This is a genomic window from Nocardiopsis exhalans, assembly GCF_024134545.1.
In the GTDB taxonomy this organism is placed as follows: Bacteria; Actinomycetota; Actinomycetes; order Streptosporangiales; family Streptosporangiaceae; genus Nocardiopsis; species Nocardiopsis exhalans.
Genome location: NZ_CP099837.1, coordinates 6,698,564 through 6,724,736 on the forward strand (window position 1 = coordinate 6,698,564; position 26,173 = coordinate 6,724,736).

Annotated in this window: 28 protein-coding genes; 9 read left to right on the forward strand and 19 right to left on the reverse strand. The window is 66.8% G+C overall.

What is annotated here, in order from left to right; all coding sequences use genetic code 11:
• Nucleotides 1–84: 84 nt before the first annotated feature.
• Entirely contained in the window at nucleotides 85–2,277 is a 2,193-nt protein-coding gene (locus NE857_RS29675) for a hypothetical protein (protein ID WP_254418603.1), read from the forward strand.
• Nucleotides 2,278–2,409: 132 nt separating this feature from the next.
• On the opposite strand, the gene NE857_RS29680 is transcribed toward NE857_RS29675, so the two are convergent.
• On the reverse strand, nucleotides 2,410–3,477 hold the full coding sequence (locus tag NE857_RS29680) for a hypothetical protein (RefSeq protein WP_254418604.1): 1,068 nt from the start codon (nucleotides 3,475–3,477) through the stop codon (nucleotides 2,410–2,412).
• A gap of 294 nt (nucleotides 3,478–3,771) precedes the next feature.
• Between NE857_RS29680 and NE857_RS29685 the strand changes: the two genes are divergently transcribed.
• Nucleotides 3,772–4,158, forward strand: a complete 387-nt coding sequence (locus NE857_RS29685; protein WP_254418605.1) for an aegerolysin family protein — start codon at nucleotides 3,772–3,774, stop codon at nucleotides 4,156–4,158.
• A 214-nt stretch (nucleotides 4,159–4,372) separates the two neighbouring features.
• On the opposite strand, the gene NE857_RS29690 is transcribed toward NE857_RS29685, so the two are convergent.
• The 6 genes from NE857_RS29690 to alr form a co-directional block, all read right to left on the reverse strand.
• Nucleotides 4,373–5,329 (reverse strand): zinc-binding dehydrogenase, encoded by a 957-nt coding sequence (locus NE857_RS29690; protein ID WP_254418606.1) that lies wholly within the window; start codon nucleotides 5,327–5,329, stop codon nucleotides 4,373–4,375.
• A 307-nt stretch (nucleotides 5,330–5,636) separates the two neighbouring features.
• A complete protein-coding gene (gene tsaD, locus NE857_RS29695; protein ID WP_254418607.1) occupies nucleotides 5,637–6,668 on the reverse strand; it encodes a tRNA (adenosine(37)-N6)-threonylcarbamoyltransferase complex transferase subunit TsaD in 1,032 nt (343 codons plus the stop codon).
• A complete protein-coding gene (rimI, locus tag NE857_RS29700) occupies nucleotides 6,665–7,144 on the reverse strand; it encodes a ribosomal protein S18-alanine N-acetyltransferase (RefSeq protein WP_254422144.1) in 480 nt (159 codons plus the stop codon). Before rimI ends, tsaD begins: the two co-directional genes overlap by 4 nt.
• Nucleotides 7,145–7,167: 23 nt before the next feature.
• Nucleotides 7,168–7,863, reverse strand: a complete 696-nt coding sequence (gene tsaB, locus NE857_RS29705; RefSeq protein WP_254418608.1) for a tRNA (adenosine(37)-N6)-threonylcarbamoyltransferase complex dimerization subunit type 1 TsaB — start codon at nucleotides 7,861–7,863, stop codon at nucleotides 7,168–7,170.
• A gap of 11 nt (nucleotides 7,864–7,874) precedes the next feature.
• Entirely contained in the window at nucleotides 7,875–8,387 is a 513-nt protein-coding gene (tsaE, locus tag NE857_RS29710; protein ID WP_254418609.1) for a tRNA (adenosine(37)-N6)-threonylcarbamoyltransferase complex ATPase subunit type 1 TsaE, read from the reverse strand.
• Between the two features lie 115 nt (nucleotides 8,388–8,502).
• Nucleotides 8,503–9,630, reverse strand: coding sequence for an alanine racemase (alr, locus tag NE857_RS29715; RefSeq protein WP_254418610.1), 1,128 nt, complete (start codon nucleotides 9,628–9,630; stop codon nucleotides 8,503–8,505).
• A gap of 90 nt (nucleotides 9,631–9,720) precedes the next feature.
• On the opposite strand from alr, the gene NE857_RS29720 reads away from it, so the two are divergent.
• Entirely contained in the window at nucleotides 9,721–10,353 is a 633-nt protein-coding gene (locus NE857_RS29720; RefSeq protein ID WP_254418611.1) for a DUF6069 family protein, read from the forward strand.
• Between the two features lie 286 nt (nucleotides 10,354–10,639).
• Here the strand turns inward: NE857_RS29720 and NE857_RS29725 are convergent, their stop codons facing one another.
• From NE857_RS29725 to NE857_RS29740, 4 genes are all read right to left on the reverse strand, one after another.
• Complete coding sequence (locus tag NE857_RS29725; protein ID WP_254418612.1) at nucleotides 10,640–11,092, reverse strand: hypothetical protein; 453 nt, start codon at nucleotides 11,090–11,092, stop codon at nucleotides 10,640–10,642.
• The gene (locus NE857_RS29730) at nucleotides 11,089–11,619 is read right to left on the reverse strand and encodes an ATP-binding protein (RefSeq protein WP_254418613.1); all 531 of its coding nucleotides are present in this window, start codon (nucleotides 11,617–11,619) and stop codon (nucleotides 11,089–11,091) included. The genes NE857_RS29725 and NE857_RS29730 overlap by 4 nt, the downstream gene beginning before the upstream one ends.
• A gap of 312 nt (nucleotides 11,620–11,931) precedes the next feature.
• Nucleotides 11,932–12,453: a hypothetical protein gene (locus tag NE857_RS29735; protein WP_254418614.1), complete on the reverse strand. Its 522-nt coding sequence runs from the start codon at nucleotides 12,451–12,453 to the stop codon at nucleotides 11,932–11,934.
• Entirely contained in the window at nucleotides 12,453–12,710 is a 258-nt protein-coding gene (locus tag NE857_RS29740; RefSeq protein WP_254418615.1) for a hypothetical protein, read from the reverse strand. The genes NE857_RS29735 and NE857_RS29740 overlap by 1 nt, the downstream gene beginning before the upstream one ends.
• A 220-nt stretch (nucleotides 12,711–12,930) precedes the next feature.
• On the opposite strand from NE857_RS29740, the gene NE857_RS29745 reads away from it, so the two are divergent.
• The 6 genes from NE857_RS29745 (at nucleotide 12,931) to NE857_RS29770 (ending at nucleotide 17,164) form a co-directional block, all read left to right on the forward strand.
• Nucleotides 12,931–13,758 carry a helix-turn-helix domain-containing protein gene (locus NE857_RS29745; RefSeq protein WP_301184369.1) on the forward strand — a complete coding sequence of 276 codons (828 nt, stop codon included), beginning with the start codon at nucleotides 12,931–12,933 and terminating at the stop codon, nucleotides 13,756–13,758.
• Between the two features lie 10 nt (nucleotides 13,759–13,768).
• The gene (locus tag NE857_RS29750; protein ID WP_254418617.1) at nucleotides 13,769–13,963 is read left to right on the forward strand and encodes a DUF397 domain-containing protein; all 195 of its coding nucleotides are present in this window, start codon (nucleotides 13,769–13,771) and stop codon (nucleotides 13,961–13,963) included.
• Nucleotides 13,964–14,205: 242 nt separating this feature from the next.
• The gene (locus NE857_RS29755; protein WP_254418618.1) at nucleotides 14,206–14,436 is read left to right on the forward strand and encodes a DUF397 domain-containing protein; all 231 of its coding nucleotides are present in this window, start codon (nucleotides 14,206–14,208) and stop codon (nucleotides 14,434–14,436) included.
• 546 nt (nucleotides 14,437–14,982) lie between these two features.
• Nucleotides 14,983–16,116 carry an ISAs1 family transposase gene (locus NE857_RS29760; protein ID WP_254418619.1) on the forward strand — a complete coding sequence of 378 codons (1,134 nt, stop codon included), beginning with the start codon at nucleotides 14,983–14,985 and terminating at the stop codon, nucleotides 16,114–16,116.
• 2 nt (nucleotides 16,117–16,118) lie between these two features.
• Complete coding sequence (locus NE857_RS29765; RefSeq protein WP_254418620.1) at nucleotides 16,119–16,826, forward strand: ISAs1 family transposase; 708 nt, start codon at nucleotides 16,119–16,121, stop codon at nucleotides 16,824–16,826.
• A 110-nt stretch (nucleotides 16,827–16,936) separates the two neighbouring features.
• A complete protein-coding gene (locus NE857_RS29770; RefSeq protein ID WP_254418621.1) occupies nucleotides 16,937–17,164 on the forward strand; it encodes a DUF397 domain-containing protein in 228 nt (75 codons plus the stop codon).
• A gap of 31 nt (nucleotides 17,165–17,195) precedes the next feature.
• On the opposite strand, the gene NE857_RS29775 is transcribed toward NE857_RS29770, so the two are convergent.
• The 8 genes from NE857_RS29775 to NE857_RS29810 all read right to left on the reverse strand — a co-directional run bounded on the left by NE857_RS29775 (nucleotide 17,196) and on the right by NE857_RS29810 (nucleotide 25,973).
• The gene (locus NE857_RS29775; protein WP_184371513.1) at nucleotides 17,196–18,425 is read right to left on the reverse strand and encodes an ISAs1 family transposase; all 1,230 of its coding nucleotides are present in this window, start codon (nucleotides 18,423–18,425) and stop codon (nucleotides 17,196–17,198) included.
• Between the two features lie 290 nt (nucleotides 18,426–18,715).
• Nucleotides 18,716–19,156, reverse strand: coding sequence for a hypothetical protein (locus NE857_RS29780; RefSeq protein ID WP_254418622.1), 441 nt, complete (start codon nucleotides 19,154–19,156; stop codon nucleotides 18,716–18,718).
• A gap of 8 nt (nucleotides 19,157–19,164) precedes the next feature.
• Nucleotides 19,165–19,644, reverse strand: coding sequence for an immunity protein YezG family protein (locus NE857_RS29785; protein WP_254418623.1), 480 nt, complete (start codon nucleotides 19,642–19,644; stop codon nucleotides 19,165–19,167).
• 10 nt (nucleotides 19,645–19,654) lie between these two features.
• Nucleotides 19,655–20,512, reverse strand: coding sequence for an immunity 49 family protein (locus NE857_RS29790; protein WP_254418624.1), 858 nt, complete (start codon nucleotides 20,510–20,512; stop codon nucleotides 19,655–19,657).
• A gap of 425 nt (nucleotides 20,513–20,937) precedes the next feature.
• Nucleotides 20,938–22,377 carry an IS66 family transposase gene (tnpC, locus tag NE857_RS29795; protein ID WP_184360673.1) on the reverse strand — a complete coding sequence of 480 codons (1,440 nt, stop codon included), beginning with the start codon at nucleotides 22,375–22,377 and terminating at the stop codon, nucleotides 20,938–20,940.
• A 10-nt stretch (nucleotides 22,378–22,387) separates the two neighbouring features.
• Nucleotides 22,388–25,183: a hypothetical protein gene (locus NE857_RS29800; protein WP_254418625.1), complete on the reverse strand. Its 2,796-nt coding sequence runs from the start codon at nucleotides 25,181–25,183 to the stop codon at nucleotides 22,388–22,390.
• Between the two features lie 120 nt (nucleotides 25,184–25,303).
• Nucleotides 25,304–25,687 carry a DUF6507 family protein gene (locus tag NE857_RS29805; RefSeq protein WP_254418626.1) on the reverse strand — a complete coding sequence of 128 codons (384 nt, stop codon included), beginning with the start codon at nucleotides 25,685–25,687 and terminating at the stop codon, nucleotides 25,304–25,306.
• Complete coding sequence (locus NE857_RS29810; protein ID WP_254418627.1) at nucleotides 25,680–25,973, reverse strand: hypothetical protein; 294 nt, start codon at nucleotides 25,971–25,973, stop codon at nucleotides 25,680–25,682. The genes NE857_RS29805 and NE857_RS29810 overlap by 8 nt, the downstream gene beginning before the upstream one ends.
• Nucleotides 25,974–26,173: the final 200 nt, after the last annotated feature.

Below are 26,173 nucleotides of genomic sequence, written 5' to 3' on the forward strand. Positions count from 1 at the left end.
CGGGGACCATCGAGAACCCGTCCCTTCCGCGACTCACCGTGCGACGAGGCGGGCGGGAGCGCCAGAACCATAAGGAGCACCTCGGTGGAACAGACCAATCACAACTTCCTCAACGCGGGAGGCCAGGCCGGTGTCTCCGACCGGATGCGTGACCTGCTCTCCCAGGCCGCCCAGGAGCACGTCTCCGAACAGAAATCCCAGGGCGTCGTCAGCGAGGAGATGCGCCAGCGTCTCGAGGGCATGGAGTGGCTGCTCCGCGAGCTGCGCGAGCGGGAGCTCACCGCCCTCGCCGAGTCGATCACTGCGGTCGACGGCCGGATCGACGACTTCCTCGCCAGGCCGCCGGAGTGGGCCGAGGCCCTCGCCGAGCACATAGAGGTCGTCGGACAGCAGGTCAAGCCGCTGTCGGACATGCCCTCGCTGCGGGCCGACACCCACCGTGTCGCCGGGCACCTGGACACCGCGCTCACCCGCCTCCAGCGGATGGCCGAGACCGGTAACCGGACCGCCGAGCAGATCACCGAGGTCGGCGAGCGCGTCACCGCGCTGGGCGAGACCGTCGGGACCCGCCTGGACGCCCTGGACACGGCCCTGGAGAACCTCAACGCCAAGACCGAGGCGATCGAGGCCTCGCTGTCCACCCTGGACACCGCCCTGGGCGAGCGCCACGAGGAGCTGTCCGCCCTGGTCCGCACCACCCTGACCGAGGGCAAGGACGAGCTGGCCGAGGCGATCGAGCAGAGCCGCGGCACCCTGGAGACCGCGGTCAAGGAGAGCCGCGAAGCCATCGAGGCCGCGGGACAGGAGAACCGGGAGGTCCTGGAGACCGCCGGGCAGGAGAACCGGGAGGCCCTGGAGACCGCGGTCAAGGAGGGCCGCGAGTCCTTGGAGGCCGCGAGCACCAAGCTCGGCGAGGACGTCACCGCCTCCTTCACCTCCTCCCTCGAAGAGCGCACGGCCGAACTTCGCGGCTTCGTCGAGGAGCGCACCGCGCAGCAGCACGAGACGCTGCTGGCCAAGCTGCAGGAGAACACCGGCGAGCTGGGCGAGCGCACCACGGCCCTGGCCGAGGAACTGGGCGCCCTCGCCACGGCCTCCGGTGAGCGCCACGAATCCCTCACCCAGGAACTGAAGGACCTCGGAAGCACCACCGAGGAGCGCCACGAGGCGTTCACCGGCAAGGTCACCGAGAGCTTCGGTCAGCTGAGCACCCTGGCCGAGGAGAACCACGCCGAGGCCACCGCGGCCGTCGCCGACGTCACCGGTTCGCTCGCCAAGCTGCGGGAGAACCACGACAAGTCCCTGAACGACCTGCGTTCACACCTGCGCCAGCGCCTGGCCGAGCTCGACGAGCAGATCGAGCTGGGCCGCACCGAGACCCGTGAGCACGCCGAGGCCACCGCCGACGGCCTGCGCGAGTCGGTGACCAAGCGCACCGACGCCCTCGCCTCCCGGATCGCCGAGGATGCCGAGAAGGTCGCCGCGGACCTCGCCGAACTGCGCACGTTCGTCCAGGAGGACAACGCCAAGCTGGCCGGCGAGGCCGAGGACCGGCACCAGACGCTGACCGAGGCGCTCACCGACCAGGCCGAGACCCACCGCACCGCGCTGGACGAGCGGCTGGAGCGCCACCGGGAGGGGCTCAACGGCAAGGTGGACAACCACCTGTCCCAGATCACCGGCAAGGTCGACCACGAGCTCGGCCGTCTCACCGACCGGTTCGACTCCTTCGAAGGCCACTTCGAGGGGAGCTTCGAGAGCGTCGAGGGCAAGATCGACCGCGTCGACGGCCGGATCGACGGCCTCAACGGCCGCTTGGACGGGATCGACGGCCGCGTCAACGGCGTCGAGGGCCAGTTCGAGGGCGTCAACGGCCACTTCGAGGGTGTCGACGGCCGTATGGAGGCCATCGACGACCGCCTGGAGGCGCTCAACCAGCGCCTCAACCAGCTGCCGCAGACCATGGAGGTCAGCGAGCTGCACCGCCGCCTCACCGAACTGGTGGACCGCCCGCAGCTGGACCACTCCGGCAAGCTCGACGAGATCGACTCGCACGTCACCTCGGCGGTCGAGCCGGTCCTGCGCGAGCTGAAGCAGCGCCCGGACCGCCACGAGTTCGAGGAGACCGTCACCGAGGCGGTCGAGAACTCGCACGACGACATCACCAAGCGGTTCTCCTCCCTGGAGGAGACGGTGCTCGCCCTGGCCGAGGCGCTGCTGCGCCCGGGCCGCGAGGGCAAGAAGAAGCGCCGCCGCGACGAGGACGACGACGAGTAACCACTCAACGGCTCACCCGCCGAGGTGAGCCGGAACGCGTGACCCCGGGGCCCGAGGCGTCCCCCCGACGCCCGGGCCCCTTCGCCTGGCCAGCTCGCGTTTCCCGCTGGCGCCCCGCTCAGCCGCCTCCGCTCAGGCTGCCCGGTCGGCCTTGTGCGTGCCGCGCGGCTCGGGCGGGTAGGTCCGTTCGACCTTCTCCTTCTCGCACAGCACGTCCCAGCCCATGACGTAGTCCCCGTTGGCCCGGTACAGCTCGTACTGGTCGAGTCGGTGCCACAGCGCCAGCGCCCAGTCGTAGTCCACGCTCGGGTGGGAGCGCTCGAACACGGTCTTGCGGCTGTAGGAAGTCGTCCGGGCCTCGCTCACCGTCACCCGGAGCCCCGCGGACAGCTCCGCCTTGATCGAGGCGCTGGCGCCCTCCACGGTCAGTCCCGCCTCGGCACTCACGCCGATGTTGAGGGTGTTCTCGACCTCCCGTTTGTCCTCCGTGCTCAGGCCGTACGTGATCTCCACCGAGTACTTGCTGCCGCCGTGGGCCCCGACGGTGTTCCAGTCCTTGAGGGCCCAGCGGGAGTACCGGCGCAGGACGTAGTAGGGGCTGTGTTCCCCGATCCACGCCTTGTCGTGGCCGTGCGCGGGGTCCTTGCGGACCAGGAACCAGGGGATCGCCGCCTGACCGATGAACTTCCGCTCGGTCTGTTCCGGCGGCTTGGACATCGAGTCGAGCGCCGGGGTCTCCAGGCTCGCCGAGTTGTGGCTGGTGTCGTCGAGCCCGGTGATCTTCGCGAACTCGTCCACGGCTTCCAGCGTCCACAGGTCCCTGCTCTCCGGAGAGCGCTGGTCGATGAGGATCGGGTCCCCGTCCCTGGTCGCCGCCGCGTACCGATCGGTGTCGACGTGCCGGATCAGGTGATGGCCGTTCTCCTCCCGGATCTCCCAGACCCAGTCGGCCGCCGGACGTTTCGATGACTCCGGAGCTGTGAATTCCGGCTTCGCGCGTAGGTCCTTCAGTGAACTGACATTGACCAGACTTCGACAGGCGATCCACCAGCGACCGATTCCGCCACCACCGTCGCCGAGGAAATAGAAGTGATTGTAGTTCTCCGGGGAATCCTCCTCGAGACACAAGCCGACCCCCTCCGGCGAGCTCAGGTTCCGGACTTTGTAGACCTTTCCCGCCTGGGGCACACGATGGGCCATGGGAGACACCTTTCCTGAAACAGAGGGGAGCCAGAGTCCTTCCACACCAGCATCTTCTCCAGCCAGAGACCGAACTAAACGGAAATAAAAAACTTCCAGAAGGTCCCGTATGGGCGAATTTTCCACCTTGCACAATAAAACAGGAAAACCCTTCTCCTGTGGCCAGGGTTGCCCAAGTTAAAATCCCCTCGGCCTTGCGCATTCAAAACATGTCTTGTTACCTTCTAATCGGATGGCGAAGCAAAAAGTCATTCCACTCACCCCCTTTTATACACAGGGCGACAGGAGCGCGTTTTGGCTGACAGCCTGCAAATGATCTGCCACATCAACAACCGCACCAAGCAGACCCTCAAGGTCCAGTCGGAGAGCCTGGACCACGGAAAGTGGTACGACCCGCCCAACCACTACCCCGTGGACGTGCCCTCCAAGGAGACCGTCCTCGCCTTCCGCAGCAGCGGCAAGTCCGACACCGCCACCGGCACCCAGGGCCAGGTGGTCTACCAGATCGGTGACGACGCGGAGGCGACCGTGACCATCAGCTGGGACGTGCCCTGGCTCGCCGGTTCGAGCAACACGGTCACGACCAAGACCTCCCACCAGGACATCGCCGCCTCCGTCGACGGATTCGCCGGGCACGGCAGGGTGGAGGACGTCACGGTGAAGGTCGTCGACGGGCGCTGACGGCCGGCCCGCACGACGGGGACCGGAGCGGCAGGGTCGAACCGGACCACCGCTCCGGTGCCCGCGCCTCCGACGTCCTCCTCGCTGGAGCAGGCGGGCATGCGCCAGGTACCGGCCACGATGGGTTCCACCCATGGCCGAACCTGGCCGGACAAGGACTGTGGCGGCACCGGAGACCGGCACCACCACAGGGGTCAGGAGGGAGCCGGGGAGCTCAGGGCACCAGCACGATCTTGCCGAAGTGCTCCCCGGCGGCCATCACGCGGAAGGCCTCGCGGGCGTCCCTGAGGGGCAGCACCCGGTCGATCCGGGGGCGCAGGCCGGTGCGCACGCACATCTCGGTGAGGGCGGCCAACTCCTCCTTGGTGCCCATGGTGGAGCCCAGCACCCGCAACTGGAGGAAGAACACCCGGGTGAGCTCGGCGGAGGGGGCGTCACCACTGGTCGCGCCGCAGGTGACGATGGCGCCGCCGGGCTTGAGCGAACGGACCGAGTGCTTCCAGGTGGCCTGGCCGACCGAGTCGAAGACCACGTCCACCCGCTCGGGCAGACGCTCCCCGGAGGGCACCGCCGCGTAGGCGCCCAGTTCCAGGGCCCTGGCCCGCTTGTCCTCGCTGCGGCTGGTGACGTACACCCGGTGTCCGACCCGGGCGGCCAGCGCGATCAGCGCCGCCGAGACCCCTCCCCCGGCACCCTGCACCAGGACGGTGGAACCCGGTCGCAGGTCGGTCTTACCGAAAAGCATGCTGTACGCGGTCAGCCAGGCGGTCGGCAGGCAGGCGGCCTCCTCGAAGGAGAGTTCCGGGGGTTTGGGCAGCAGGTTCTCCCTGGGCACCAGCACCTTCTCCGCGAGGGTCCCGTCGTGGATCTCCGAGAGCAGGGAGAACCGCGGCGAGCGACCCGGCTCAGCGGGTTCGGTCACCACGCCGTGCACGATGACCTCGTTGCCGTCCTCGTCGATCCCGGCGGCGTCCCCGCCCAGGATCATCGGCAGCTTGTCCTGGCCCAGCGCGATGCCGCGCAGGCTCCAGAGGTCGTGGTGGTTGAGCGAGGCGGCCTTCACCCTGACGGTCGTCCAGCCCTCCCGGGGCTCGGGCTCGGGGCGCTCACCCGCCTCCAAACCGGACAGGGGGTCGTCGAACGAGATACGTGCTGCGGTGATGGCGAACATACCCGCAGCCAACCACAGAAACCGAGCCTCGTTCTAGTGCCTTGATCCCCACCTTTCCTTGAGCCGGTCCGCTTTCCGGTCATCGGAGGGCAGAAGCAAGGGCCGCGGAGACGAGGCGTAGGCGGAGCGGGAACCAGGGGCAGCCGGGGCGGTCAGCGGTGGGCAGGCAGCGGAAAAGCGAACAGGCGGAGCCGTCCTTGGCCCGAGCCCGTGCACGAAGGAAAGGGGGCCAGTTCACACCCGGCGGGCCCCGCCCCCGCTGCCGGGATCCGGCGACGGGTGGCGGGGCCCGAGGAAAGCGGTGCGGCTACACGGCCAGCGGGGACCCCACCGGCAGCGAGGTGTCCGTGGCCAGGTCCAGGGCCGAGGGCGGCAGCCCGGCTGCGACCACCTCGGCGCCCAGGGCGGCGATCATCGCGCCGTTGTCCGTGCACAGGCGCGGACGCGGGACGCGGAGTTCGATGCCCGCCTCCTGGCAGCGCTGCTGGGCCAGGGCCCGCAGGGCCGAGTTGGCCGCCACTCCGCCGCTGATCACCAGGGTGCTCACCCCGTGCTCCACGCAGGCGTCGACCGCCTTGCGGGTGAGCACGTCCACCACCGACTCCTGGAAGGCGGCGGCGATGTCGGCCACCACCAGCGGGTCGCCGCGGCGTTCGGAGTCCTCGACGTGACGGGCCACGGCGGTCTTCAGGCCGGAGAAGGAGAAGTCGTAGGTGCCGTCACCCCACTTGCCGCGCGGGAAGCGGATCGACTTCGGGTTGCCCCGCTGGGCGGCCTGGTCGATGGGCGGACCGCCCGGGTAGGGCAGTTCCAGCAGCCGCGCGACCTTGTCGTAGGCCTCGCCCGCGGCGTCGTCGACGGTGTCGCCGAGCGAGGTCACGTCGGTGGCCAGGTCGTTGACCAGCAGCAGCGAGGTGTGGCCGCCGGAGACGAGGAGGGCGATCGAGGGCTTGGGCAGCGGCCCGTGGTCCAGCTGGTCCACGGCGACGTGCCCGACCAGGTGGTTGACCCCGTACAGCGGTTTGCCGAGCGCCATCGCGTAGGCCTTGGCGGCGGAGACGCCCACCAGGAGCGCTCCGGCCAGGCCGGGTCCGGCGGTGACCGCGACGGCGTCGACGTCCGAAAGCTTCACCCCGGCGTTGTCCAGGGCGCGGCGGACGGTGGGTGTCATGGCTTCCAGGTGGGCGCGGCTGGCCACCTCGGGCACCACGCCGCCGAAGCGCACGTGCTGGTCGACGCTGGAGGCGACCGAGTCGCCGAGCAGCTCACAGCCGCGGACCAGTGCCACACCGGTCTCGTCACAGGACGTCTCGATCCCCAGGATCAACGGCTCACTCATCGCTGCCCCTCCCCTTCTCCATCCGCGACTTCTCCAGCCGCGACGCGGCGCATGACGATCGCGTCCGCCCCGTTGTAATAGCCCCGGCGCACGCCGATCGCCTCGAAGCCGAAGCGTGTGTACAGGTCCTGGGCGCGCGGGTTGTCCGAGCGCACCTCCAGGAACATGTGGGTGACACCGCGCGCCTCGGCCTGGGCGAGGAGTTCGGTGAGCAGTGCCCGGCCGATGCCGCGGCCCCAGGCGGTTTCGGCGACGGCCATGGTCTGCACATCCCCCTCTGGCGGGACGAACCGCAGCCCGGCGTAGCCGACGATCGGACCCCCGGCGCCGGAGCCGGGTTCGGTCGCCTCGGCCACGACGTAGTGGCGGGTGGCGGTCTCGGCGAGTTCGTCGCGGAGCATGCCCTCGCTCCAGGCGTCGAGCGGGAACAGGGCGCGTTCCAGTTCCAGGACGGCCGGGACGTCGTCGCCGGTCATCTGGCGCAGGTGCGCCCGCGTGGTCACTTCACCCACTGGCGAACCTTCTTCGGGGCACCGGGCTCGACCGCGTCGGGGCGGCGCAGGTAGAGCGGGGTGGGTTCGGGCAGCCGCTCACCGCGGTGCAGGCGCAGCAGGGCGAGTTCGGCCATGGCGGCCGCGTCCGGGTGGAGCGGCTCGAAGTCCCCTGTGTCGGGCCCTGCGTCCGAACCGACACCCAGGGGCTCGGCGTACATCCGGACGCCGTCGCCGACCAGCGGCAGCCCTTCGGTGTCGATCTCGGCGGGCCGGTCGACGCGGACCTCGCCCACACGGGTGAGGTGGTCGTCGTAGCGCGCCCAGAACACCTCCTTGCGGCGGGCGTCGGTCATCCCCAGGAACGGCTCGGTCCGCTTGGTGGCGAAGGCCAGCGCGTCCAGGGTGGTGACCCCGTGGCAGGGGATGCCCAGGGCGTCGGCGAGGGCGTACCCGGTGGCCAGGCCGACCCGCAGCCCGGTGTAGGGGCCGGGGCCGATGCCGACCGCGATGTGGTCGAGGTCGCCCAGGGCCAGGCCCGCCTCGTCGAGCAGGCCCTGAATGGTGGGGGTGAGGAGTTCACCGTGGCGTCGTGCGTCCACCGAACTCGCGCTGGCGCGCAGCGTGAAGGCGCCGTCGGGGGTGGTCTCCCCGATGGCGGCGGTGACCGCCGGGGTCGCGGTGTCGAAGGCCAGGAGCAGCACGGGAGTTCCGCCTATCCGTTCCCGGCGGCGGTGCCGGGCAGGTCGATGTCGGCCCACCGGGCGCCGACGGGGCGCAGGTGGACGGTGCGGGTGTCGTCGGGGTGGCGCTCGATCCGGATTTCCAGCCGGTCGTCGGAGAGCCCTTCAGCCACTCCTTCGCCCCACTCGACGACGGTGACGGACTCGGGGAGGGTCATGTCCAGGTCGATGTCGTCGATCTCGTCCGGACCGCCCAGCCGGTAGGCGTCCACGTGCACGAGCGCGGGACCGCCGGTCAGGGAGGGGTGGATCCTGGAGATGATGAACGTGGGCGAGGTGACCGACCCGCGCACGCCCAGGCCCTGCCCGAGGCCCTGGGTGAAGGTGGTCTTGCCCGCGCCCAGCGGCCCGGAGAGGATGAGCAGGTCCCCGGGGCGGGAGAGGGCGGCGAGGTCACGGCCCAGAACGCGCATGTCCTCGTCCGTCGCGGCGGTGACCGCGTGGACGCGGGACGCGCCTGTGGTGGTGGCTGTGGTGTCTGTCATCGCTCTCGCAATTTGTCTGTGTGGTGGTCCGGTCGGCGAACGAGCGCGCCGAAGATCCCTCTTCACCCAGGTTAGGCCGGGTGGAGCAGGTTCGTGACCGATATCGGGGAGAGCGTCAGGCCCCGCCGACGTACTCGCGGGGCACCCGGACGCCGACCCTCGTGACGATCTCGTACGGGATGGTGTCCAGGACCTCGGCCCAGTCCTCCGCGGTGGGGACGGCCTGGTACTCGCCCGGGTCGCCGAACAGTACCGCGTACTCCCCCGCCTTCACCGGGTCGTCGCCCACATCGACAACGAACTGGTCCATGCAGACTGTTCCCGCGATGACGCGTGGCGTGCCTCCCAGCAGGACGGGACCCCTGTTGGTGGCGGCCCGGGGGACTCCGTCGGCGTAGCCCAGCGGCACCAGGGCCAGCGTGGTCTCGCTCCGGGTGAAGTACCGGTGCCCGTAGGAGACCCCGCTGCCCGCGGGGACCCGTTTGGTGAGGGCGACCTTCGATTCGAGGGTCATCGCGGGGCGCAATCCGGGCACGTCAAAACCGGGAATCGGGCATAGACCGTAACTCGCGATTCCGCCGCGGACCAGATCGAACCGCGCTTCGGGGAGGGTGAGCAGCGCGGCCGAGTTGGCGATGTGCCGGACCTCGGGGGCCAGGCCCGCCTTCTCCACAACCTCCAGCGCCTCGTGGAAGACGTCCAGCTGCGCCTGGATCGAGGGGTGTCCGGGCTCGTCTGCGCAGGCGAAGTGCGACCACACCCCGCTGACCTTCAGCACCCCCTCCTCCTCCGCGCGCGCGGCGGCCCCGACCACCGACTCCCAGTCGGTCTGGTTGACCCCGCCGCGGTGCATGCCGGTGTCGGCCTTGAGCTGGACCCGGGCGAGCCGGCCAAGACGGCGGGCCTCGGCGACGATCTCCCGCAGGACGCCGAGGTCGCTGACCCCGAGGTCGATGCCGGCCCCGATCGCCTCGCCCACCGGCTCACCCGGCGGGATGATCCAGGACAGCACGGGCACGGTGATCCCGGCCCGGCGCAGCTCCAGCCCTTCCTTGATGAACGCGGTCCCCAGCCACGTGGCTCCGCCCTCGATGAGGGCGTGCGCGGCGGGCAGCATGCCGTGACCGTAACCGTCGGCCTTGACCACGCCCATGAGGGGCGTCCCCCCGGCCAGCTCACGGAGCAGCCGGGCGTTGGAGGTGATCGCGTCGAGATTGACCCGCGCGTGCGCGAAAGGAGCCATACCCCCAGTGTTCCACGCGTGGATTACCGCTGCGGAGCTGCGGGTATGTGGGCTACGACCGAGTTCGAGCCCTATTTTGGGGATATCGGTATGAACGAAAACGGAAGTGAACGAGCCGTCAATGTGACCCGGCTCTGGTCCGGTGGCCTGGCCACGGCGGTCGTCGCCGCCCTGGTGATCTTCGCCGGAACGCTGGTGGTCCGAGGGGTCTTCGGCATCCCGGTGCTGGCACCGGAGGAGGCAGGACACCTGGGCGACGCCGGAACGGTCGGTTACGCGCTCCTGGCGGGTGTGGTCGCCCTCCTGGCGACCGCGCTGCTGCACCTGTTGCTGCTGTCCGCGCCCCGGGCGCTCTCGTTCTTCGGCTGGATCGTCGGCCTGGCCACCGCAATCGCGGCGGTCACGCCTTTCACCCAGGGCGCCGAGCTCTCCAGCCAGATGGCCACGGGCCTGATCAACCTGGTCTGCGGTGTCGCCATCGCCTCGCTGCTGCGCGGGGTCGGCCGCACAGCGGTGATCAGCCGGGTCCCGGCCACCCCGGACCACAGTCCGGGCCGAGCCCTGCGCCACGAGGGCGTCCTGCCCGACGTCAGCCAGCGGGAGTACGACCCCGCGCGCTACCGCGCGATGGAGGAGGACGCCGAGTACGACGCCGCCGTCGGCCGTGCCCAGGCCCAGAGGGCGGAGGAGGAACGTGCCCGCTACGGCACCCGCGACGAGTGACCAGGCACCCGAGAGCACACCAGGGGGCGGGGACCCGAAAGGGACCCCGCCCCCTTCATGTGCCCGCCCCGAGTTCTCCTGCCCGCCCCGAGACGGCCGTCCGCACCGAACCGACGGGGTCCCCCGATGCTGCCCCGCCCTGACCGGGAAGAGGTCGGGCGGGCCGCTCAGACCTCTCTTCCCGCGGTTCCCTCTCACCCGGGCCGGAGACCGGCGCTGAACCCTCGCGCTGGGCTTCGGTGCTGTTCTGGCGGGTCTGTTTGGAGCCCTGTGGGTTCGCTCCCGGTCAGGGTAGGAATCCCACGTTCTGCGCGAAACCTTCGGCCAGGGCCTCGGTGACGGTCAGCCCGAACAGCAGCGCGGAGCCCAGAGCGGCGGCGGGCCAGGCCCACCACCGGCGGGGTGCCCGGTGGCGCCCGCGCGGCGGTGCGGGGGCCGTTTGCGCGGCGAGGAACGCCTCCGCTTCAGCCACGGCCGTCTCCAGAGCCTGGGCTTCTCGCTCTTCCTTTTCCTGTCGCTGGCGAGCCACCTCGAACCAGTACGGGGTTGGGCCGTGCTGGAGCATATGGGCCACCCGGGGGTTGCCCTGCACCTGGCGCAGGAGCCGTTCCCTGCGTTGCTCATGGGTCTCCGGCGGAACGGCCGGTGGGCGGTTGCTACCGGGGCGGGAGAAGCGGTGGCCCCGGGGTGCGGTCAGCCTCTGCCGCACCCCGGGACTGACCTGGTGGGAAGCGATCACCGGGCGACCTCGCACGGGGTGGTGTGCTCGGGGAGGGTGAACTCGGCCCAGCTCACGGTGCCCAACCCGTGGCAGAACGGGAAGTCCAGCACCGACCGGGTGCCCCACCGGGTGGCGAGGTGGCCGATGAGCAGCAGGCCGCGGCCGCGTTCGGCCTGCTCCCACTCTTCGATGGTGTGCTGTGGGGTTTGGGGGGCCTGGAACTCGACGGCATCGGTGCGCTGGCCGTCATCAACGATCGCGACCTGAATCGTGCAGGCGGTGGGCATGTGCAGGGTCCGGATCACCCGGCCCTCGACGTCTTCCCCCGAAAGGCTGTGGTCGACCGCGTTCGAAAACATCTCGCTGGCGCAGAGCACCAGGTTCTCGCTGGTCTCGGTGGGCAGTCCGGCCAGACGGTGCAGGTCGGCGGCCAGGTCCGCGCGCACCCACCCGGTCTGGGCCAGCTCGCCCGGGTAGGCGCGGGAGGACCAGCGGCGTCCCGCGAACGGGGGTGTGGGGGCGTGGATGTTTGACACAATGGCCATGTCGGCAACTCGCTTTCGTTGAAATCCGTTGTTGGTTGTCGGCCTGCTCTGGGGGTGTTGTCGCACCCGCCAGAGCTTTTTCGTGGGCGCTGAACTGTTCGAAGGGTTCAGCGTGTGGCGGTGATGGTGTGCCCGCAGTAACGGCACGTGGCCGTGGCCGTGCTGCCACGTTTCACGGGTGGCTAGTCCGGGATGTCGTCGTGAACGTTGCGGTCTGAACAAGGCGTTTGGTTGTCCATCGCACCTGGGCCTGGGGGCGCCCGCCGGGCCTTGGGAGCCAGCGGGCGCGCGGGGTTCGAGGGCGAGCTGGACTCAGTTGGCGTCCGGGTTGCCGTTGACCAGGTGGCGGTGGAAGAGCCGGTGCAGGAGCTCGTGGCGGCTGGAAGCGGTGATCCGCTCTGCGGGGTCGCCCTCACCGGCCCACCCGAAGGGGCGAAAGGCCATGAAGGTCTCCTCGGGCGGCTTGCCCTCGATGGTCATGCACCAGTGCTTGTAGAGCAGCGTGCACAGCACGTGCTCGGGGATGGGCAGCTCCCCCTCAAAGGAGGACACACCCGCCTGGGAAGAGAGGAGCAGGCGGGCCCCGTCACCCCCGACCGCCCTGACCACGCCGGGCAGGTCGGGGTGCTCGTAGATGGCCTGGTCAACGAGCAGAGTGGCCAGCTCGGTGTCGTCCTGCTCATTGGCGATCCGCAGCGCCTCCCGGATCAGGGGGAGCCGGTTGCGCAGGGTGTGGGCGTGCCACTCGGCCAGTTCGGAGGGGGTCAGCTGTGCGGGCGGCCGCAAGGCTTCCTCGACAACGGTGAACAGGTCCCTGGTGTAGATGTCGGCCATTAGAAGGCCACCCCCAGCCGACGCAGCCCGGACAGGACCGCCTGGAGGATCTGGAGGGGTGCGGCCTCCAGCGGCCGCCGGGGCGCAGGTACTCGCGGCGGGCGGGGAGCGCACGAGGGCTGCCCCAGGATCAGTTTTCGGGGAGCAGGGGCGTAGGCCCGGACACGGTTGGCCCGACGGGGGCGACGGCAACGCATCGCTTCGGAAGCCAACCAGCGCACATGCGCCAGCTCAGACAAGTTCAGGTATCGCGCCATAGCGGACTCCTGGTGCTCGGATGCGGGTGGTCAACTCCGCGCTAGTTCTGGTGCACCTATAGTGACCCCTGTCGGCCAAACTTTCAATACAAAGATTCGGATTGGCCAAATCCGCTCGTCAAAAGTTTCGCGAATCGGGTGATCTACCATCGAGACTGACCGCTGTATCCACAGGAAGACCAAGGGAGCACGCGCCTTGACGGACCGCTGGAGCCCCACGGTGAGGCGCCGTCGCCTCTCGGCCGAATTGAGGCGTTTGCGCGAAAAGTCCCGCATGACGGCCGAGCAGGTTGGTGACAAGCTCGGATGGTCCCGTGGGCGCCTCACTAACATGGAGCAGAACAAGTGGAAGCGACCGGATCCAGTGATCATCCGTGCGCTCGCCAACCTCTACCAGGCATCACCCGAGGTGACTGAAGGGCTGGTCCTGCTGGCCAAACAGTCGCGCGTCAAGGGATGGTGGACCAGGTACGGTGACGTGTTCACTGATGCCTATGTGGGATTCGAGGCTGAGGCTTCTGCTGTGTCCACGTACCAAAGCATGGTGGTACATGGGCTGCTTCAGACCCCGGAGTACGCGGCCGCGTCGACGCGAATCGGTCGTTCACGGTCGCCCCAAGTGGTCGATCGAGTGGTGCAGGCGCGACTCGTTCGACAGGAGATCCTTGACCAGGATGACCCGCCGAAGGTCTGGTGCGTTCTGGACGAGAGCGTGCTGCTTCGGCCTGCTGGCGACAAGCAGGTCATGCGTGAGCAAATCTCGCGGCTCATTCACCTGGTGGAAAGCACTGACCACATCAAAATCCAGCTGCTGCCGCTGGAGGTGGGGCTGCACCCAGGCACGGCTGGAAGCTTCACCATCCTGGATTTCGCTAACCCCCTGGATCCCTCCATCACTTACATCGAGACCCGCACCGATGGTCTCTATCTGGAGGAGGAGGACGAGCTCCAGGTACACCGAGATGCCTGGGACGACATCCGTGTGATGGCCCTTCACCCGGACGCGAGCGCTGATCGCATGGGCCAGATCATCAAGAAGTACGAGTAGGAAGCCAATCGTGTACCAGAACAGTGACCACCTGCTTACTTTCCGCAAGTCGTCCTACAGTGCGACTGCGAACGACTGTGTTGAGGTCGCCGACACCCCTCACGGTGCGGCAGTCCGAGACACCCAGAACCGCGAGGCCGGACACCTCACCTTCCCCGGTCAGGAGTGGGCAGCTCTCCTCACTGGTGTGCGTACCAAGAGGTAGGCATACGCACAGAGGCCCCGGTGACCCATTGAATCTGCCACCAAACCGGGGCCTCTTTATACACCAGAACGACTCGACCACACCTCTGCGCCAGGCAGGCAGGAAGTAGCCCTCCATGATCAACAGGGGCCGCAGGCGGTCAGGGGTTCGGGACGTTTTCCTCTGATCCTGAGGCGTAGCGGCGGGCACGAGTGCGCATGAGTAACTGAGCACCCCTACCCCCACCAGCGAAGGGCTCAGACATGCACCTCCCAACCGAAGAGCTCACCTTCCACAAGTCCAGTTACAGCCAACCGCAGAACTGCGTCGAGGTCGCGCGCTTCCGGAAGTCCTCCTACAGCAGCACGGACCGTGACTGCGTCGAGGTCGCTGATCTCCCCACGGGTGCCGCTGTCCGGGATACCCAGAACAGGGAAGCCGGGTACCTGGTGTTCCCCGCTCGGGAGTGGGTTTCGCTCTTGAACAGCGCCTAAATCACGCGAGGTGGCGGCTCGACGAGCTTCTCAGGCCGACCATGTCGTGGAGCAGCGCTCCCCCGCATACGGTTCGCACTCCACGATGTGGTCGGGACCTGCGGTCTCGGTCATGTCCCATCAAGTGGTGTAAGAACACCGGCTGTTCGAACAAGGATGAGGCGCTGACCAGAGCCTTGTTGCCTCTGAGACCCAGGAGCCGAACGAAGTTACGCCACTCGGCGGGACACCATCCACCAAAGTGTGGTTGGCCCGGGCGGCGGCGTCCCTGCCGCGATTGCACCATATCTGGGCTGATCAGGGTTACGCCGGAGAGCGGTTGGCGTCCTGGGCGCGTCGGATCGCTGGGGTGAGGGTCGAGGTCGTACACCGGGCTGACGATGGGTTCCCTCGCACGTGGGCGCTCAAGGGGCAGGGCTCCGGCAAAGTCGGGCGGCAAGGGTGTGACCTGCTTCTTCGTAGGGCGAACAAGCAAAAGCGGGCGTGTCCGACCCGGTTGGATGGAAGTTCTTCACGCTGCCATCGGTCCGAGGAACACGCCCGCGTATGCCATCGTCTCACCCCGGCGAGCTCATCGTCGAACCTGTCTCCCGCCAGGACCACCTGCTCCAGGTCCTGACCTGTGTGGCTGACCCGCGCAAACCCCGTGGACGACGCCACCGGCTGGCCGCGCTGATCGCGGTAGCGGTCTGCGCGGTCCTGGCCGGAGCCAAAGGGTTCACCGCGATCGGCCAGTGGGCCGCCGAGACCACCACCGACACACTCACCACCCTGGGCATGGTCCGTGGCCCAGCTGATGAGGCGACGTTTCGCCGCACCTTCGCCCGTCTGGACGCCGACCTGCTCGACCACGTGCTGGGGGTCTGGGCCGCTACCCGGGTGGCAGTGGTCGAAGGGCTACGCGTCATCTCCTTGGACGGCAAGACCGTCCGCGGTGCGCGCGCGGGCACCGAACGGGCACCGCACCTGGTAGCCGCCTTGTGCGGCACCACCACCCTGGGCCAGGTCGCTGTGAACGCCAAGACCAACGAGATCCCCGCCGTGCGAGACCTGCTCCAGTTCGTCGACATCAACGGTGCGGTGGTCACGGTCGACGCGATGCACACCCAGACCGACACCGCGCACGCGATCCGGGACCGGGGCGCCCACTACGTCTTCACGGTCAAGGCCAACAACAAACACCTGTACTCCCAGCTCAAGAAGGTGCCCTGGAAGCACGTGCCCGCACAGACCACACGCGATAGCGGGCACGGCCGCAAGGAGACCCGCACGATCAAGGCCGCCCAGGTCCCGGCGTGGATCACCTTCGAGGGCGCCGCTCAGGTCGCTCAGCTACGCCGGACCACCTGGCGCAAGAAGTCCAAGGGCTCACCCAAGCGCAAGAGTGTCGAGGTCGTTTACCTGATCACCTCGGCCGACCACCACGCTGCGCCTGCGTTGGTGCTGGCCGGGTGGGTGCGCCAGCACTGGGGCATCGAGAACAAGCTCCACCACGTGCGAGATGTCACCTACGACGAGGACCGCTCCCAGGTCCGCACAGGCAGCGCTCCGCAGGTCATGGCGACCCTGCGCAACACCGCGATCGGGCTGTTGCGAGAGGCTGGGTTCGACAACATCGCCGAGGCCAACCGCCACATGATCCGCGACGAGAGGCGTCCCCTCAGACTCCTACAGACCTGACTTTGCCGGGACCCTGCACCACCACCCTGGGCCAGGTCGCGGTGGACGCCAAAAGCAACGAGATTCCCGCCGTGCGGGACCTGCTCGGCCTCCTGGACATCGACGGAGCGGTCGTCACCCTTGACGCGATGCACACCCAGACCGACACCGCTACCACCATCCGGACCGGGGGCGCCCACTACGTCTTCACAGTCAAGGCCAACAACAAAAACCTGTACGCCCAGCTCAAGAAGGTGCCGTGGAAGCACGTGCCCGCACACACCACACGCGATACCGGGCACGGCCGCAAAGAGACCCGCACCATCAAGACCGCCCAGGTCCCGGCATGGGTCACCTTCGAAGGCGCCGCTCAGATCGCCCAGCTACGCCGCACCACCTGGCGCAAGAAGTCCAAGGGCTCACCCAAACGCAAGAGCGTGGAGGTCGTCTACCTGATCACCTCGGCCGACCACCGCGTTGCTCCTGCGTTGGTGCTGTCCGGGTGGGTGCGCCAGCACTGGGGGATCGAGAACAAGCTCCATCACGTGCGGGATGTGACCTACGACGAGGACCGCTCCCAAGTGCGCACGGGCAGCGCTCCCCAGGTCATGGCGACCCTGCGCAACACCGCGATCGGACTGCTGCGAGCAGCCGGGTTCGACAACATCGCCCAGGCCAACCGTCACATGATCCGCGACGAGGCTCGCCCACTCAGACTCCTACAGACCTGACTTTGCCGGAGCCCTGGAGTGCTGACCGGCCTCGAACAGGGCAGCGGCGAGCATTCGACGGTCGTGGAGTTCTTCCGGGGTACGAGGGTTCTGGGGGACCTCCATGCCTTATGACACGACAGGCGCCCGGATCCGTCAAGAGCAAACTCAAAGATCAGTACCTGCTTACTTTCCGCAAGTCGTCCTACAGTGCGACTGCGAACGACTGTGTTGAGGTCGCCGACACCCCTCACGGCTCGGCAGTCCGAGACACCCAGAACCGCGAGGCCGGACACCTCACCTTCCCCGGCCAGGAGTGGGTCACAGTGCTCTTCTCTGCCCGGGCCGACCAGGTCTGAGAACCACCCAGGGCCCCGGAGTTCTCGCGGTTTAGATCCATACAGGCCGAGTTCGTCTGATGCCGTGTAGGTCGAGGACTTTGTCCTTGCCTGTGTGGGCTCTGCGCCCGGACTGTGTGTTCTTCCACCCCGCGGCGCTCAGCGCCTGGCGGACGATGTCGGTCAAGCAACCCAACACGACCGGGGCCGCCCCGGTGCGGGTGCGCCGGGCGTCTTCGTTGAAGGTCACGTCCCGCACGTAGTGCACCCGGTTCTCCACCGTCCAATGACCGCGAGCGTGGGCCGCCAGTTCCGCGGGCGAGACCTGGTGGGCGTCCAGGTCGGTGACGGCGAAGACCACCTCGCGGCTGCCCTGGGCCTTGCCGTGCTCGCGGCGGTGGCGCTCGATGCGCACCACCTGTCGGGCCCCGGGAAAGGCCAGGCCCGTCACGGCGGTGACCTTCACCGACCGGTGTTCTTCGCGTCCGTGGGCGTGGGTGGGGCCCTGACTGTGGGCCACCGGTATCTGTGACCAGGGCAGAGTGGACAGCTGGGAGTGCAGCCTGGGCCGGTTGCCCTTGACATAGATCAGGTAGTGGGCGCCGCGCTCAAGGAGGTAGGTGGCGTGGTCGGCCACGGTGTGCAGGGCATCGGCGGTGATGATCGCGCCCAGGAGCTCGGTGTCGTGGAGTTGGTCGAGCAGGGCGGTGAAGGCGCTGGTCTCACCCTTCTTGTTGCCCAGCTGGGTGCAGGCGGCCACGGCGGCGTCGTGGTGGCGGGCGGCGTGCAAGGACATCGAGATCGAAGCGCGGCCCTTGCGCGGTCGGGCGCCGCGCTGGGTCTTGCCGTCCACGGCGTAGGCGGTGTGGCGTAGCCGTGGGGGTGGCATCTGGCATTGGCGGGTGCGGTGGGACCGGCGGTGTTCGCGTTCGGGTGCCCCGCCGGGGGTGCGGGCCGCACTGTGGGGTGTGGGTGGTGGGCCGGTGCGGGTGTCCAGGGTGGCCAGGCCGGCCCGGGCGAGTTGGGCGGGGTCCAGGCGGGCGAGCACCTCGCGCAGGGTGCGCTCGTCGGGGATGTGAATCCGCCCTGTGAAAGGGCAGACGGGAAGCCCCAGGCGCAGGAGGATGGGTGGGGGTGCGTTGTGAGCCCATTCGGTGATGGCTGTGGTGGTGTTGTGGCCGGTGGTGGTCAGAGCGCACACGCTCAGGGCGAGCAAGGCGGTCAGGGGGTAGCGGCGGCCGCGTGGGTGGCGGGGGTCGTCGATGGTGGCCAGGTGGTCCATCAGGTCCGGGGTGAGCGGTTCGGCGGGATCGGTTGTGAGAACGCCTTGGGAGCGAGATGATGACACAGCGGGTGCGGAGCCTTGCGGATAGTGGTGTCTCGACAACTCCATGATCCTTCAGGCCCGTGCCCGTTTTTGCATGTCAGAACCCGGTTATGTCCTCACAGGCGGTGTAGATCCGGCGTTCGTTACTTCCCCGACAAACCGCGAGAACTCCGGGGCCCTGGAGAACCACCCGGGCCAAGGGTACCTCGACCATCCAAATTGGCCGGGGCGTCTCATGCGCCTGATTAGTTTTCTCCAGCAGCGGCCCGGAGGAGCTTCTCCCGAAGCCAGCCTGGAATATTTTCTTCGTCACGCGGGAATTTTTCCAAGTCCCGCAAGAAATTACTGAAGGCGATCTCGAAGCCAAAATCTGGCTTATCATCATACTCATAGTCCACATGGAACTGGTTTTCACTTGTGATGGCATATCGAAGACTGAACCAAGTTCCAGCAGGGGACCGATGCATTCCCTCTCGAAGCCCCCTCAGAGAATCAATCAATTCATCAGGAAGATCTGGGTCAGTGACAGAGCCGTCAGGATAATCAGCGGCGACCGAGTACGTACTTAGACGATGACAGGCTGCAAAGTCCATGACGATTTCCTGCCACCCATTTTCGGTGCTATCGAGTATTAGCGATCCAACTTTTTGCAGCAGGCGATTCCGCTCTTCAGGTTCCATGATCATGGATTGACTCAATCTGTGTTCTCGGCATCGCGTCGAGCACGAATAATCTGATCGGCTTCGAGGAGTGCTTCCCAAAGCCAGTCGGGGTGGTTCGCTCTGGCGCGAGGGAAACGGTTGAGGTCGTTGTTGTAGGTGACCGGGTCCAACTCGAAGGGGAATTCCGGCTTGGAATCGTAGTCGTAATCGACCGAGAAGCTACCCGGCGGGGTGAGTGTGAAGGTGAAGAGGAACCAGGTCCCCAGGTCCTCGCGGTACATCTCCGTACGCAGCTCGGTGATGAGGTCATCCACGTGCGTGGGCAGGTCGATCCTTTGAGTCTGGCCATCACGCCGGGTGACCTGGAAGTCGACCGTGCTGATGCTGATCGTGCCACTCCAGCGCAGATAGACCTTCTCCCAGTCATCACCGACCGCTTCAAGAACCCCCTCACCGATCTGTTGCAGGAGCTCGTGCTGGCGTTCAGGATTGTGCTCCATAGTCAGGCTCATCTCTCCAAGATCAGTGGTCAGGGGCCCAGGCATTACGAACGATGCCAGCGGGCAGCAGCGGCGAGGTGAGCTCGAAAGTGAAGTCCTCATCCTGCTCAGCCATGTCCTGGGCACGGCAAGCCAGAGCGATCAGTTCCAGAGGAAACGCTGGCACAGACTCTTCCGGGTGAGCTTCCCGAGCCTGGTCGCGGTAGGCAGTGAAGATTGCCAGAGCCTCGGTGAGGTGTTCCTCGACGACTTCAGGGTCGTAGCACTCCAAGGCGAACAACAACTTCATCGTGGACAGCAGAGTGCCCGTGGTGTCATGCCGCCGCAGAAACGGATCATCACCCCATGTGTTACGCATCAGAAACCTCATGACAGGCACGAAGCCGGGGATGTCGAGGATGTAGGACTGGAGAGCGTCGATCCAGTTCCTACTGCGTGCACTACCCCTCGGTGTGCCGTCCTGAGCCACATGCGCGACGATGCCTGGTGCGATCCGGCACAAGTCCTGGCAGCGTTTCCTGTCGCGCAGGACCATGGTGAGGTAGAAGGCCCGAAGCCAGTCCTCAGGCAGAGTCGCCGCATCAGGGTGAGCGGGTCCGGTCAGCCGCACACGAAAATCGTCCAGCACCTGGTAGTCGCGACCAATAGCGTCCGCGACCGCCCGGACCTTGGAGTAGGCGGAAAGCATCGCTTCCTCCCACACCTGCCGGGTCTCCGACAAGACCGCATCAGGGTCGATCGCCAGCTGAGCCTGAGCTCTGCCGTAGTGCTCTTCAGAACTGATGACGTATTCTCCAATTCCATGCTTATATGCAGTGCTGGGCTGACAGGAACTTACCTGAAAAAGCACCTTCAATAAGGACTCCACGCCACGAGACATCCGAAGTGGCTGTAGCTTACCCTTGTCTACCAGTGAGAGTGCACCGGCTTCTCATTCCTTCGATCACGTAGGAGGACGCCCCAAGGCGCCCGGAATCTCCTGTGCCGGAGCCTCTTCCGTTGACTCCATGCCACTGACTGCGGACGCAGCAACGAAGCCCGCAGCGGCTCCTCCTGGGCCAAACCTCTCAGAGTAAGTGCGAGGGCGGTTGCTTTCCGACTTGAGGTCAGGAGTGTTCACATACTTAATTGGCGTCTGCTCCTTTCCGTCGATCGAGTATCGAACCATGACCTCCCTTGGAGTTTTCTTGTCTGCTTCGTATTTTGCATCGAACCAGACCTCAACTTTCTTTCCGTCCTTGATGAGATCTCGCCATTCAGTCTCAAGTGCAAAAAAGGTGACTGTTCAGGTGTCCTGAAGAAGACTCAAGCTGTTTCGGGCATCCAGCACTCGCCCTGGGCCAGGTGGACCAGGGCGTCGAACATGCCAATACCGTGCTTGGCGGCGGTCGCGATATAGGAGCGCACCGCGCAGAACCACTCGGCCCCGGCCAGGGACCGTAAGCACCCCGAGACCTTCTGGCGGACCTTGACCATCCGCACCTCGCGCTCGGCCGCGTTGTTGTCGAACGGGGCCCGCTCATCGACCGTGAACCGCAGGTAATCCGCTTCCCGGTCGCGCATCCGCCTGGCCAACGCGTGGAACTTGGCCACCAGCTTGGACTCCCGGCCCGAAGTCTGGGCCAGGCCGATGGCCACCGCGCTGCGCCACTGGTGACCCAGCCCGTCCAAACGCACGGTGTCGATTCCCTCCAGCGAGGAGACCGTGGCCAGGTGCGCATCGACCAGGCGCTTCATCTGACGCAGCGCGTCAGCGGCCTGCCCGGCCCAGCACCACACCCCCTCCCCAGCCGCGTCCTGGACCGCTTGCAACTCGCGCAGCAGGTGGGCGTTGCACAACACATGAGCGGCCACACCCTTATAGGTGTCATAGGGGGCCCAGGCGTCATGGACCGCCAACCCAGCGAAGGCGGGCAGGACCCCGGCGGCGTCCATCCCCACGGTGCCGCGTTTGGGGTGGGCGCTCAGCAGGCTCCACTTGCCGGTGGAGGCCGAATGCACCCACACCAGGCCCCCGCCCACCCGCAGCGAGGTCTCGTCGAAGTGCGCCACCTGGGCGGAAGCGATCTCCTCGGTGGCGGCGCGAGTGAAGGCCTCCAACGCGGTGGCGGCCCGGCGTGCGGTGTCCACGACTGTGCCCGCCGACACGGGGCATCCCACCAGGTCCGACAGGGCTTGGGCGGTGCGCTTGGCGGACAGGAACTGGCCCAGGTACAGGTAGCAGATCATCGCGCGCACGTTCGCTCCGAACTGGACCGGAGCGTTGATCCCCTCGGGGGCGCTGGCTCGGGTGCGCTCCCCGCAGGCGCAGGTGTGCTCGATCATCTGGTGCTCGGTCACCGTGGGTTTGATGGGGGGCAGGTCCACGACCTGGCGGCGCACCAGCCCGGTCTGCTCGGATCCGGCCAGGTCTCCTCCGCACCCACCGCAGGTGTGGGGGTGGTGTTCCAGCACGTGGTCGGGGTCCGGGGTTTGGGCGCGCGTTTGGCCTGGGTGGCCGGGTTGCCCGCCGGGTTTGCGGCCGGTGCGGCGGCGCTGGGACTTCGGCTTCGGCTTGACGAAGGGGTCCGTGGAGGAAGGCTTGGAGGAGTTCGTGGAGTCGCTGTCCAGTCGGGCTTGAAGCTCGGCGATGCGCTCGTTGGCTTGGGACAGATCAGCGCGGAGTTGGGTGATCGTGGCTGCCTGCTCAACGACCAGCGCGGCGAGCTCCTCGTAGGAGGGCGCGGGCTGGTCGGAGGAGGTCACGGGCTCATCGTTACAGGCTAGGCGCGTGCCGCGCAGGCAAACCGATCAACCCGCCCGAGAGACCTGAACAGTCACCAAAAAAGTTCGTCTCTTTATTGGACCCAGTCACCGGCTGGTTCAGTTCCCTTAGCTGGGAATAAATGTTCAGACGGTGACCACTGCCACCGAAACCGGTGCCGAAGAAGTGGCCTCCATCCCATTCTGCTGGGTGGTAGATGTTATCTCCTTCTGTGTAATCACGGCGACCTTCAGCCCCTTCTTTCGACTGGTCTCCCGAGCGGTAGGGGTCACTCTTGCTCTTTTTCTGGCCCGACGATTCCCCGGTGTCACCGTTGGAATCACCGCTGTTTCTTGAAGCTGCATTTCCATCCTCATCGACCCTGATTCGACGCAATTCGCCGTGTGCGTGTGTGGTTCGCGATTCAATGTCGGTTTCGAAGAAATATTTTCTTCCGGGGTGCTCGAGTACGTCGACGGCATATCGAGCATCCTCTTTCGGGACGCGCAAGTCTGGGTTTCGATCGCCTTTTTGTCCAGGGTGAGTGTCAATGTAGCTAACTTTTCCACTGCCATCCGTATAGAAGCGGCCTCGACCTTTGACATCGTATACGGAGTCAGGTTTCAAGCCACTCTTTTCGGCAAAGGGGGTGTTTGCTCCAGGATACTTTGGGTCGCCTTCCTTGGGCGGAACTCCCTTCTCGATTGTGCGCTGCCTATCTGCGTCCGAGACAGTTGGAGGCCGGTAACGCTCATCCAGTTTTTCGTTGTTCCATTCCTTGTCCCAGGGATTGCCCTGGTGGCTTCCCTCCCGGGAGCTGCTGGAGTTGGAACCATCGTCCTGCGAGCCATTCTGGTCTCGACTATCACCATGGCCCTGGCCCAAATCGGAGCCGTGGCCCGGCCCATCCGAACCGCCAGATGAGGAGCCACCCCCGGCCAGTGTCCCCCCGGCAGCTTCGGTACGACCCTGCCCACCCTCAGTTACATCACGATCGTCACGACCGCCGGGACCGTCGTTTCCGGAGCCGTTGCTCTCCCGGTCCAGCACCGCCACCGGGGAGCGGCTGTGCTCAGAGGCTGTGGCCTGCCCCGAATCACTGCTGCTACCTCGCCTTGAACCCGGCTCGCCGGTGTCACTGAGATCAACCGACTGATCCCGGTCCAGCTCAGGGTTGGACTCTGTGCCCCTGTGCATTTCACCGCTAGGACCATCGCCCGCGGGCTGACGTCCAAGACCGCTCCCGCCAGACCAGGAATCGCCCCCGGACTCCCCCAGTTCATCGTCAAGCTTTTTAAAGCTAGGCCGGTACTTATCCCCAGCTTGCACCAGATCGGGTTCGTTCAGAATCATCTGCTCGAACGCGTCCAATTGCCCGCCTGTGGGGAGCTGCTCTTCTCCCGCACGCTGAGCAGAGACCGGAGTTCCCGAGGCATCCCCCTGCTGCCGTGCCCCCGAAGTACTGCCACGACCGGCCCCGGAAGCTTCACCGGCCTGATCTGAGCTCCCACCCAGATCCCCGGTATCCGGATAGACAGGGTTGACCAAGTGGTCCATATAGGCCTTGATGATCTCCATCTGGCCAGAGCTGACCTGAGCGTTGATCTGCGTGTTCGAGGGCAGGTCAGACAGGTCCACGTCCAGGCCCGAGCCGCCCCGGCCCGAGCTGCCCATCCCGTCCAGGATGGCCGCCCCGCGCCAGGCCATCAACGGAACACCGACCACCGACCCCACACCGGTCGCGGTCAAAACCGCGCCGCCCACCATCGCACCGATGTTGAGCACCGCCGTGCCGATCACATACCCGGGCCGCTCCCCCCACTCCTCCCAGGGCACCACCGAATGCGCCAGATCCTTCCACGCCTCCTTGACACCCTCACCACCGGTCCAACCCAAGGAATCGCTCTCAGCGTCATACATGCCCACCAACGCCGCCGCCGAGGTCAGGTTGTCCCAGTGGTACTCCTTGAGCGAATCCCCCCAGGACTGGGCGAGCCACCCCTCCGAAGAGTGCACACCCAACATCGCGCCGGTGCCCTCCACCGCGCCCACACCGAAGTCCCACACCGCGGCCCCGGCATCGATCCACCAACCGTGATCGGTTCCAGCCGGCTCCGACCCCCACTCCACAGCCAGCTCCGACAGGTCCTGCTCATAGCCGTGGTAGAACACGTTCGGATCAAGAGCACCATCACCTTCAGGATGCTTCTCGAAGGTGGTGCGGCCGGGGATGCCCACATTGATGGCATCGGCGCACTCGTTCTCGTCCTCGACGTAGTCCTCGATGATCTGCTCGCCCTTGGCGACCAGAGCCCGGTTCTCGACCTCCAGTGGGCTGTCGTTGCCCAGAACCCGGTCCCAACCGGAGGCTTTGTTCCAGTCCTCGCCCTCCTCGTTGATACGCGAGCGCAGTTCGAAAGCCTCGGTTTGCAGGTTGGACCAGCGAGTCTTGATGCTCTGGACGTTCTCGGCGAAGGTCTCCAACGCGGTGGCCGCGCTGGCCAGCCCGCCCGCGATGTTCTCACCGTCGGTGGCCACCGGGTCCAGGACCTGGAGCAGGGTTTCGGACTCGGGGGCGGTGTAGCACTCGCTCAACCCCGCCCAGGCCGCGGTGATGCTGCCACCGGTCTGGCTGATCGACTCGCCCTGGCGGCGCAGGGCCGCGGCCGCGGAGTTGAGGTATTCGGGCGAGACCGAGGGCACCGGAAAAGTCAGCGGGCTGATCTTCTTCTCAGAGTCGACCAAGGCGTCACGTTGTTCTTGGACGCTCTTGGGCGCGGCCGCGGCAACGCCGGGATCGTCAAGCATCACAGGGGGACTCCAAGATGAGGGAGCAGAAGGGGAAGCGGGGAAAGCGAGGGGTGGGGGTGGGACATCCCTGAGTCGGCGGGGGTTGGGCCAAAGCAGGGATGGTGGGGTGAAAGGGGGTCAGACTGGGCGGCCCGCTCCGGGACCGGACGGGGGCGGCGGGGGCGCATCGGGATCGGGGATCTGCCCTGCGGTGCTCTGGGCCTCAGCGGCCATCTCCCGGTCACCCTCCACATAGAAGGTGGTGGCCTCGCTGGTCCCCTGCACCGCCGAGGCGGTCAGCGAAAGCATGCCGCCCAGCATCCCGAAGTAGTGTTCGGCGAACTCGCCCAACGCGACCCCGATCGGCGGGCTACTGATGTGGGCGTTCACCTCGGTGATGCGGTTCTCCAGCTGACTCATCTGGCCCAACAGCCCATCAGAGCTGCCTTCCTCACCGATGTGACCGGCCGTCTCCGACAGCACCGCGCTCACCTGTTGGGGGTTGATATCCCAGCTACCCACGGCTACCTCCAAAGGCTTCGGGGCGGAAGACGTCCACGCCCAGCTCCGGATTGGTGTCGGCGAAGCTCAGTTCGGGCTGGGGCAGCGCGGTCTGGACCGTGTAGCGCATCTGGTTCAGCGAGGTGTGCAGCCGGTCGAAGTCGAAGCGGGCCCGGGTGTGCATCCGCTCGGCCGCCACCGAGATCAGCACTGCGGGCGGCGGGGGCTGCTCACCCTCTGGGGCCTGTTCAGGGTCCGGCTCGGGGAGGGTGTCCCACTCCTCTTCCGGGATGAACTCGAACTTCACGGGCCTGCCTTTCCACTCTGCTCGTACGAGACCGGATGGCTGTGTGTTGTGTGAGTCGCGCTCTGAGTCACCGCGGTTCTCATTCTGTCGGGGTTTGTGGCGACTTACGAGATCTGACTCTGCCGCACCGGGCGGACTTTTCAGGAGCAACAGGGAAATAGGGGAGGTCAGCGACTTGAGGATGATGCGGCGCAACGAGA

What these genes read in the sequence shown, in the direction of transcription:
- NE857_RS29780 (WP_254418622.1), bottom strand. Translation starts at nt 19,156, where the DNA reads ATGATCATGGAACCTGAAGAGCGGAATCGCCTGCTGCAAAAAGTTGGA.
- NE857_RS29680 (WP_254418604.1), bottom strand. Translation starts at nt 3,477, where the DNA reads ATGGCCCATCGTGTGCCCCAGGCGGGAAAGGTCTACAAAGTCCGGAAC.
- NE857_RS29690 (WP_254418606.1), bottom strand. Translation starts at nt 5,329, where the DNA reads ATGTTCGCCATCACCGCAGCACGTATCTCGTTCGACGACCCCCTGTCC.
- tsaD (WP_254418607.1), bottom strand. Translation starts at nt 6,668, where the DNA reads ATGAGTGAGCCGTTGATCCTGGGGATCGAGACGTCCTGTGACGAGACC.
- NE857_RS29770 (WP_254418621.1), top strand. Translation starts at nt 16,937, where the DNA reads ATGACACGACAGGCGCCCGGATCCGTCAAGAGCAAACTCAAAGATCAG.
- NE857_RS29785 (WP_254418623.1), bottom strand. Translation starts at nt 19,644, where the DNA reads ATGAGCCTGACTATGGAGCACAATCCTGAACGCCAGCACGAGCTCCTG.
- NE857_RS29775 (WP_184371513.1), bottom strand. Translation starts at nt 18,425, where the DNA reads ATGGACCACCTGGCCACCATCGACGACCCCCGCCACCCACGCGGCCGC.
- NE857_RS29740 (WP_254418615.1), bottom strand. Translation starts at nt 12,710, where the DNA reads ATGGCGCGATACCTGAACTTGTCTGAGCTGGCGCATGTGCGCTGGTTG.
- NE857_RS29730 (WP_254418613.1), bottom strand. Translation starts at nt 11,619, where the DNA reads ATGGCCATTGTGTCAAACATCCACGCCCCCACACCCCCGTTCGCGGGA.
- rimI (WP_254422144.1), bottom strand. Translation starts at nt 7,144, where the DNA reads ATGACCGGCGACGACGTCCCGGCCGTCCTGGAACTGGAACGCGCCCTG.
- alr (WP_254418610.1), bottom strand. Translation starts at nt 9,630, where the DNA reads ATGGCTCCTTTCGCGCACGCGCGGGTCAATCTCGACGCGATCACCTCC.
- NE857_RS29720 (WP_254418611.1), top strand. Translation starts at nt 9,721, where the DNA reads ATGAACGAAAACGGAAGTGAACGAGCCGTCAATGTGACCCGGCTCTGG.
- NE857_RS29800 (WP_254418625.1), bottom strand. Translation starts at nt 25,183, where the DNA reads ATGCTTGACGATCCCGGCGTTGCCGCGGCCGCGCCCAAGAGCGTCCAA.
- NE857_RS29760 (WP_254418619.1), top strand. Translation starts at nt 14,983, where the DNA reads ATGCCATCGTCTCACCCCGGCGAGCTCATCGTCGAACCTGTCTCCCGC.
- NE857_RS29790 (WP_254418624.1), bottom strand. Translation starts at nt 20,512, where the DNA reads ATGTCTCGTGGCGTGGAGTCCTTATTGAAGGTGCTTTTTCAGGTAAGT.
- NE857_RS29735 (WP_254418614.1), bottom strand. Translation starts at nt 12,453, where the DNA reads ATGGCCGACATCTACACCAGGGACCTGTTCACCGTTGTCGAGGAAGCC.
- NE857_RS29755 (WP_254418618.1), top strand. Translation starts at nt 14,206, where the DNA reads ATGCACCTCCCAACCGAAGAGCTCACCTTCCACAAGTCCAGTTACAGC.
- tsaE (WP_254418609.1), bottom strand. Translation starts at nt 8,387, where the DNA reads ATGACAGACACCACAGCCACCACCACAGGCGCGTCCCGCGTCCACGCG.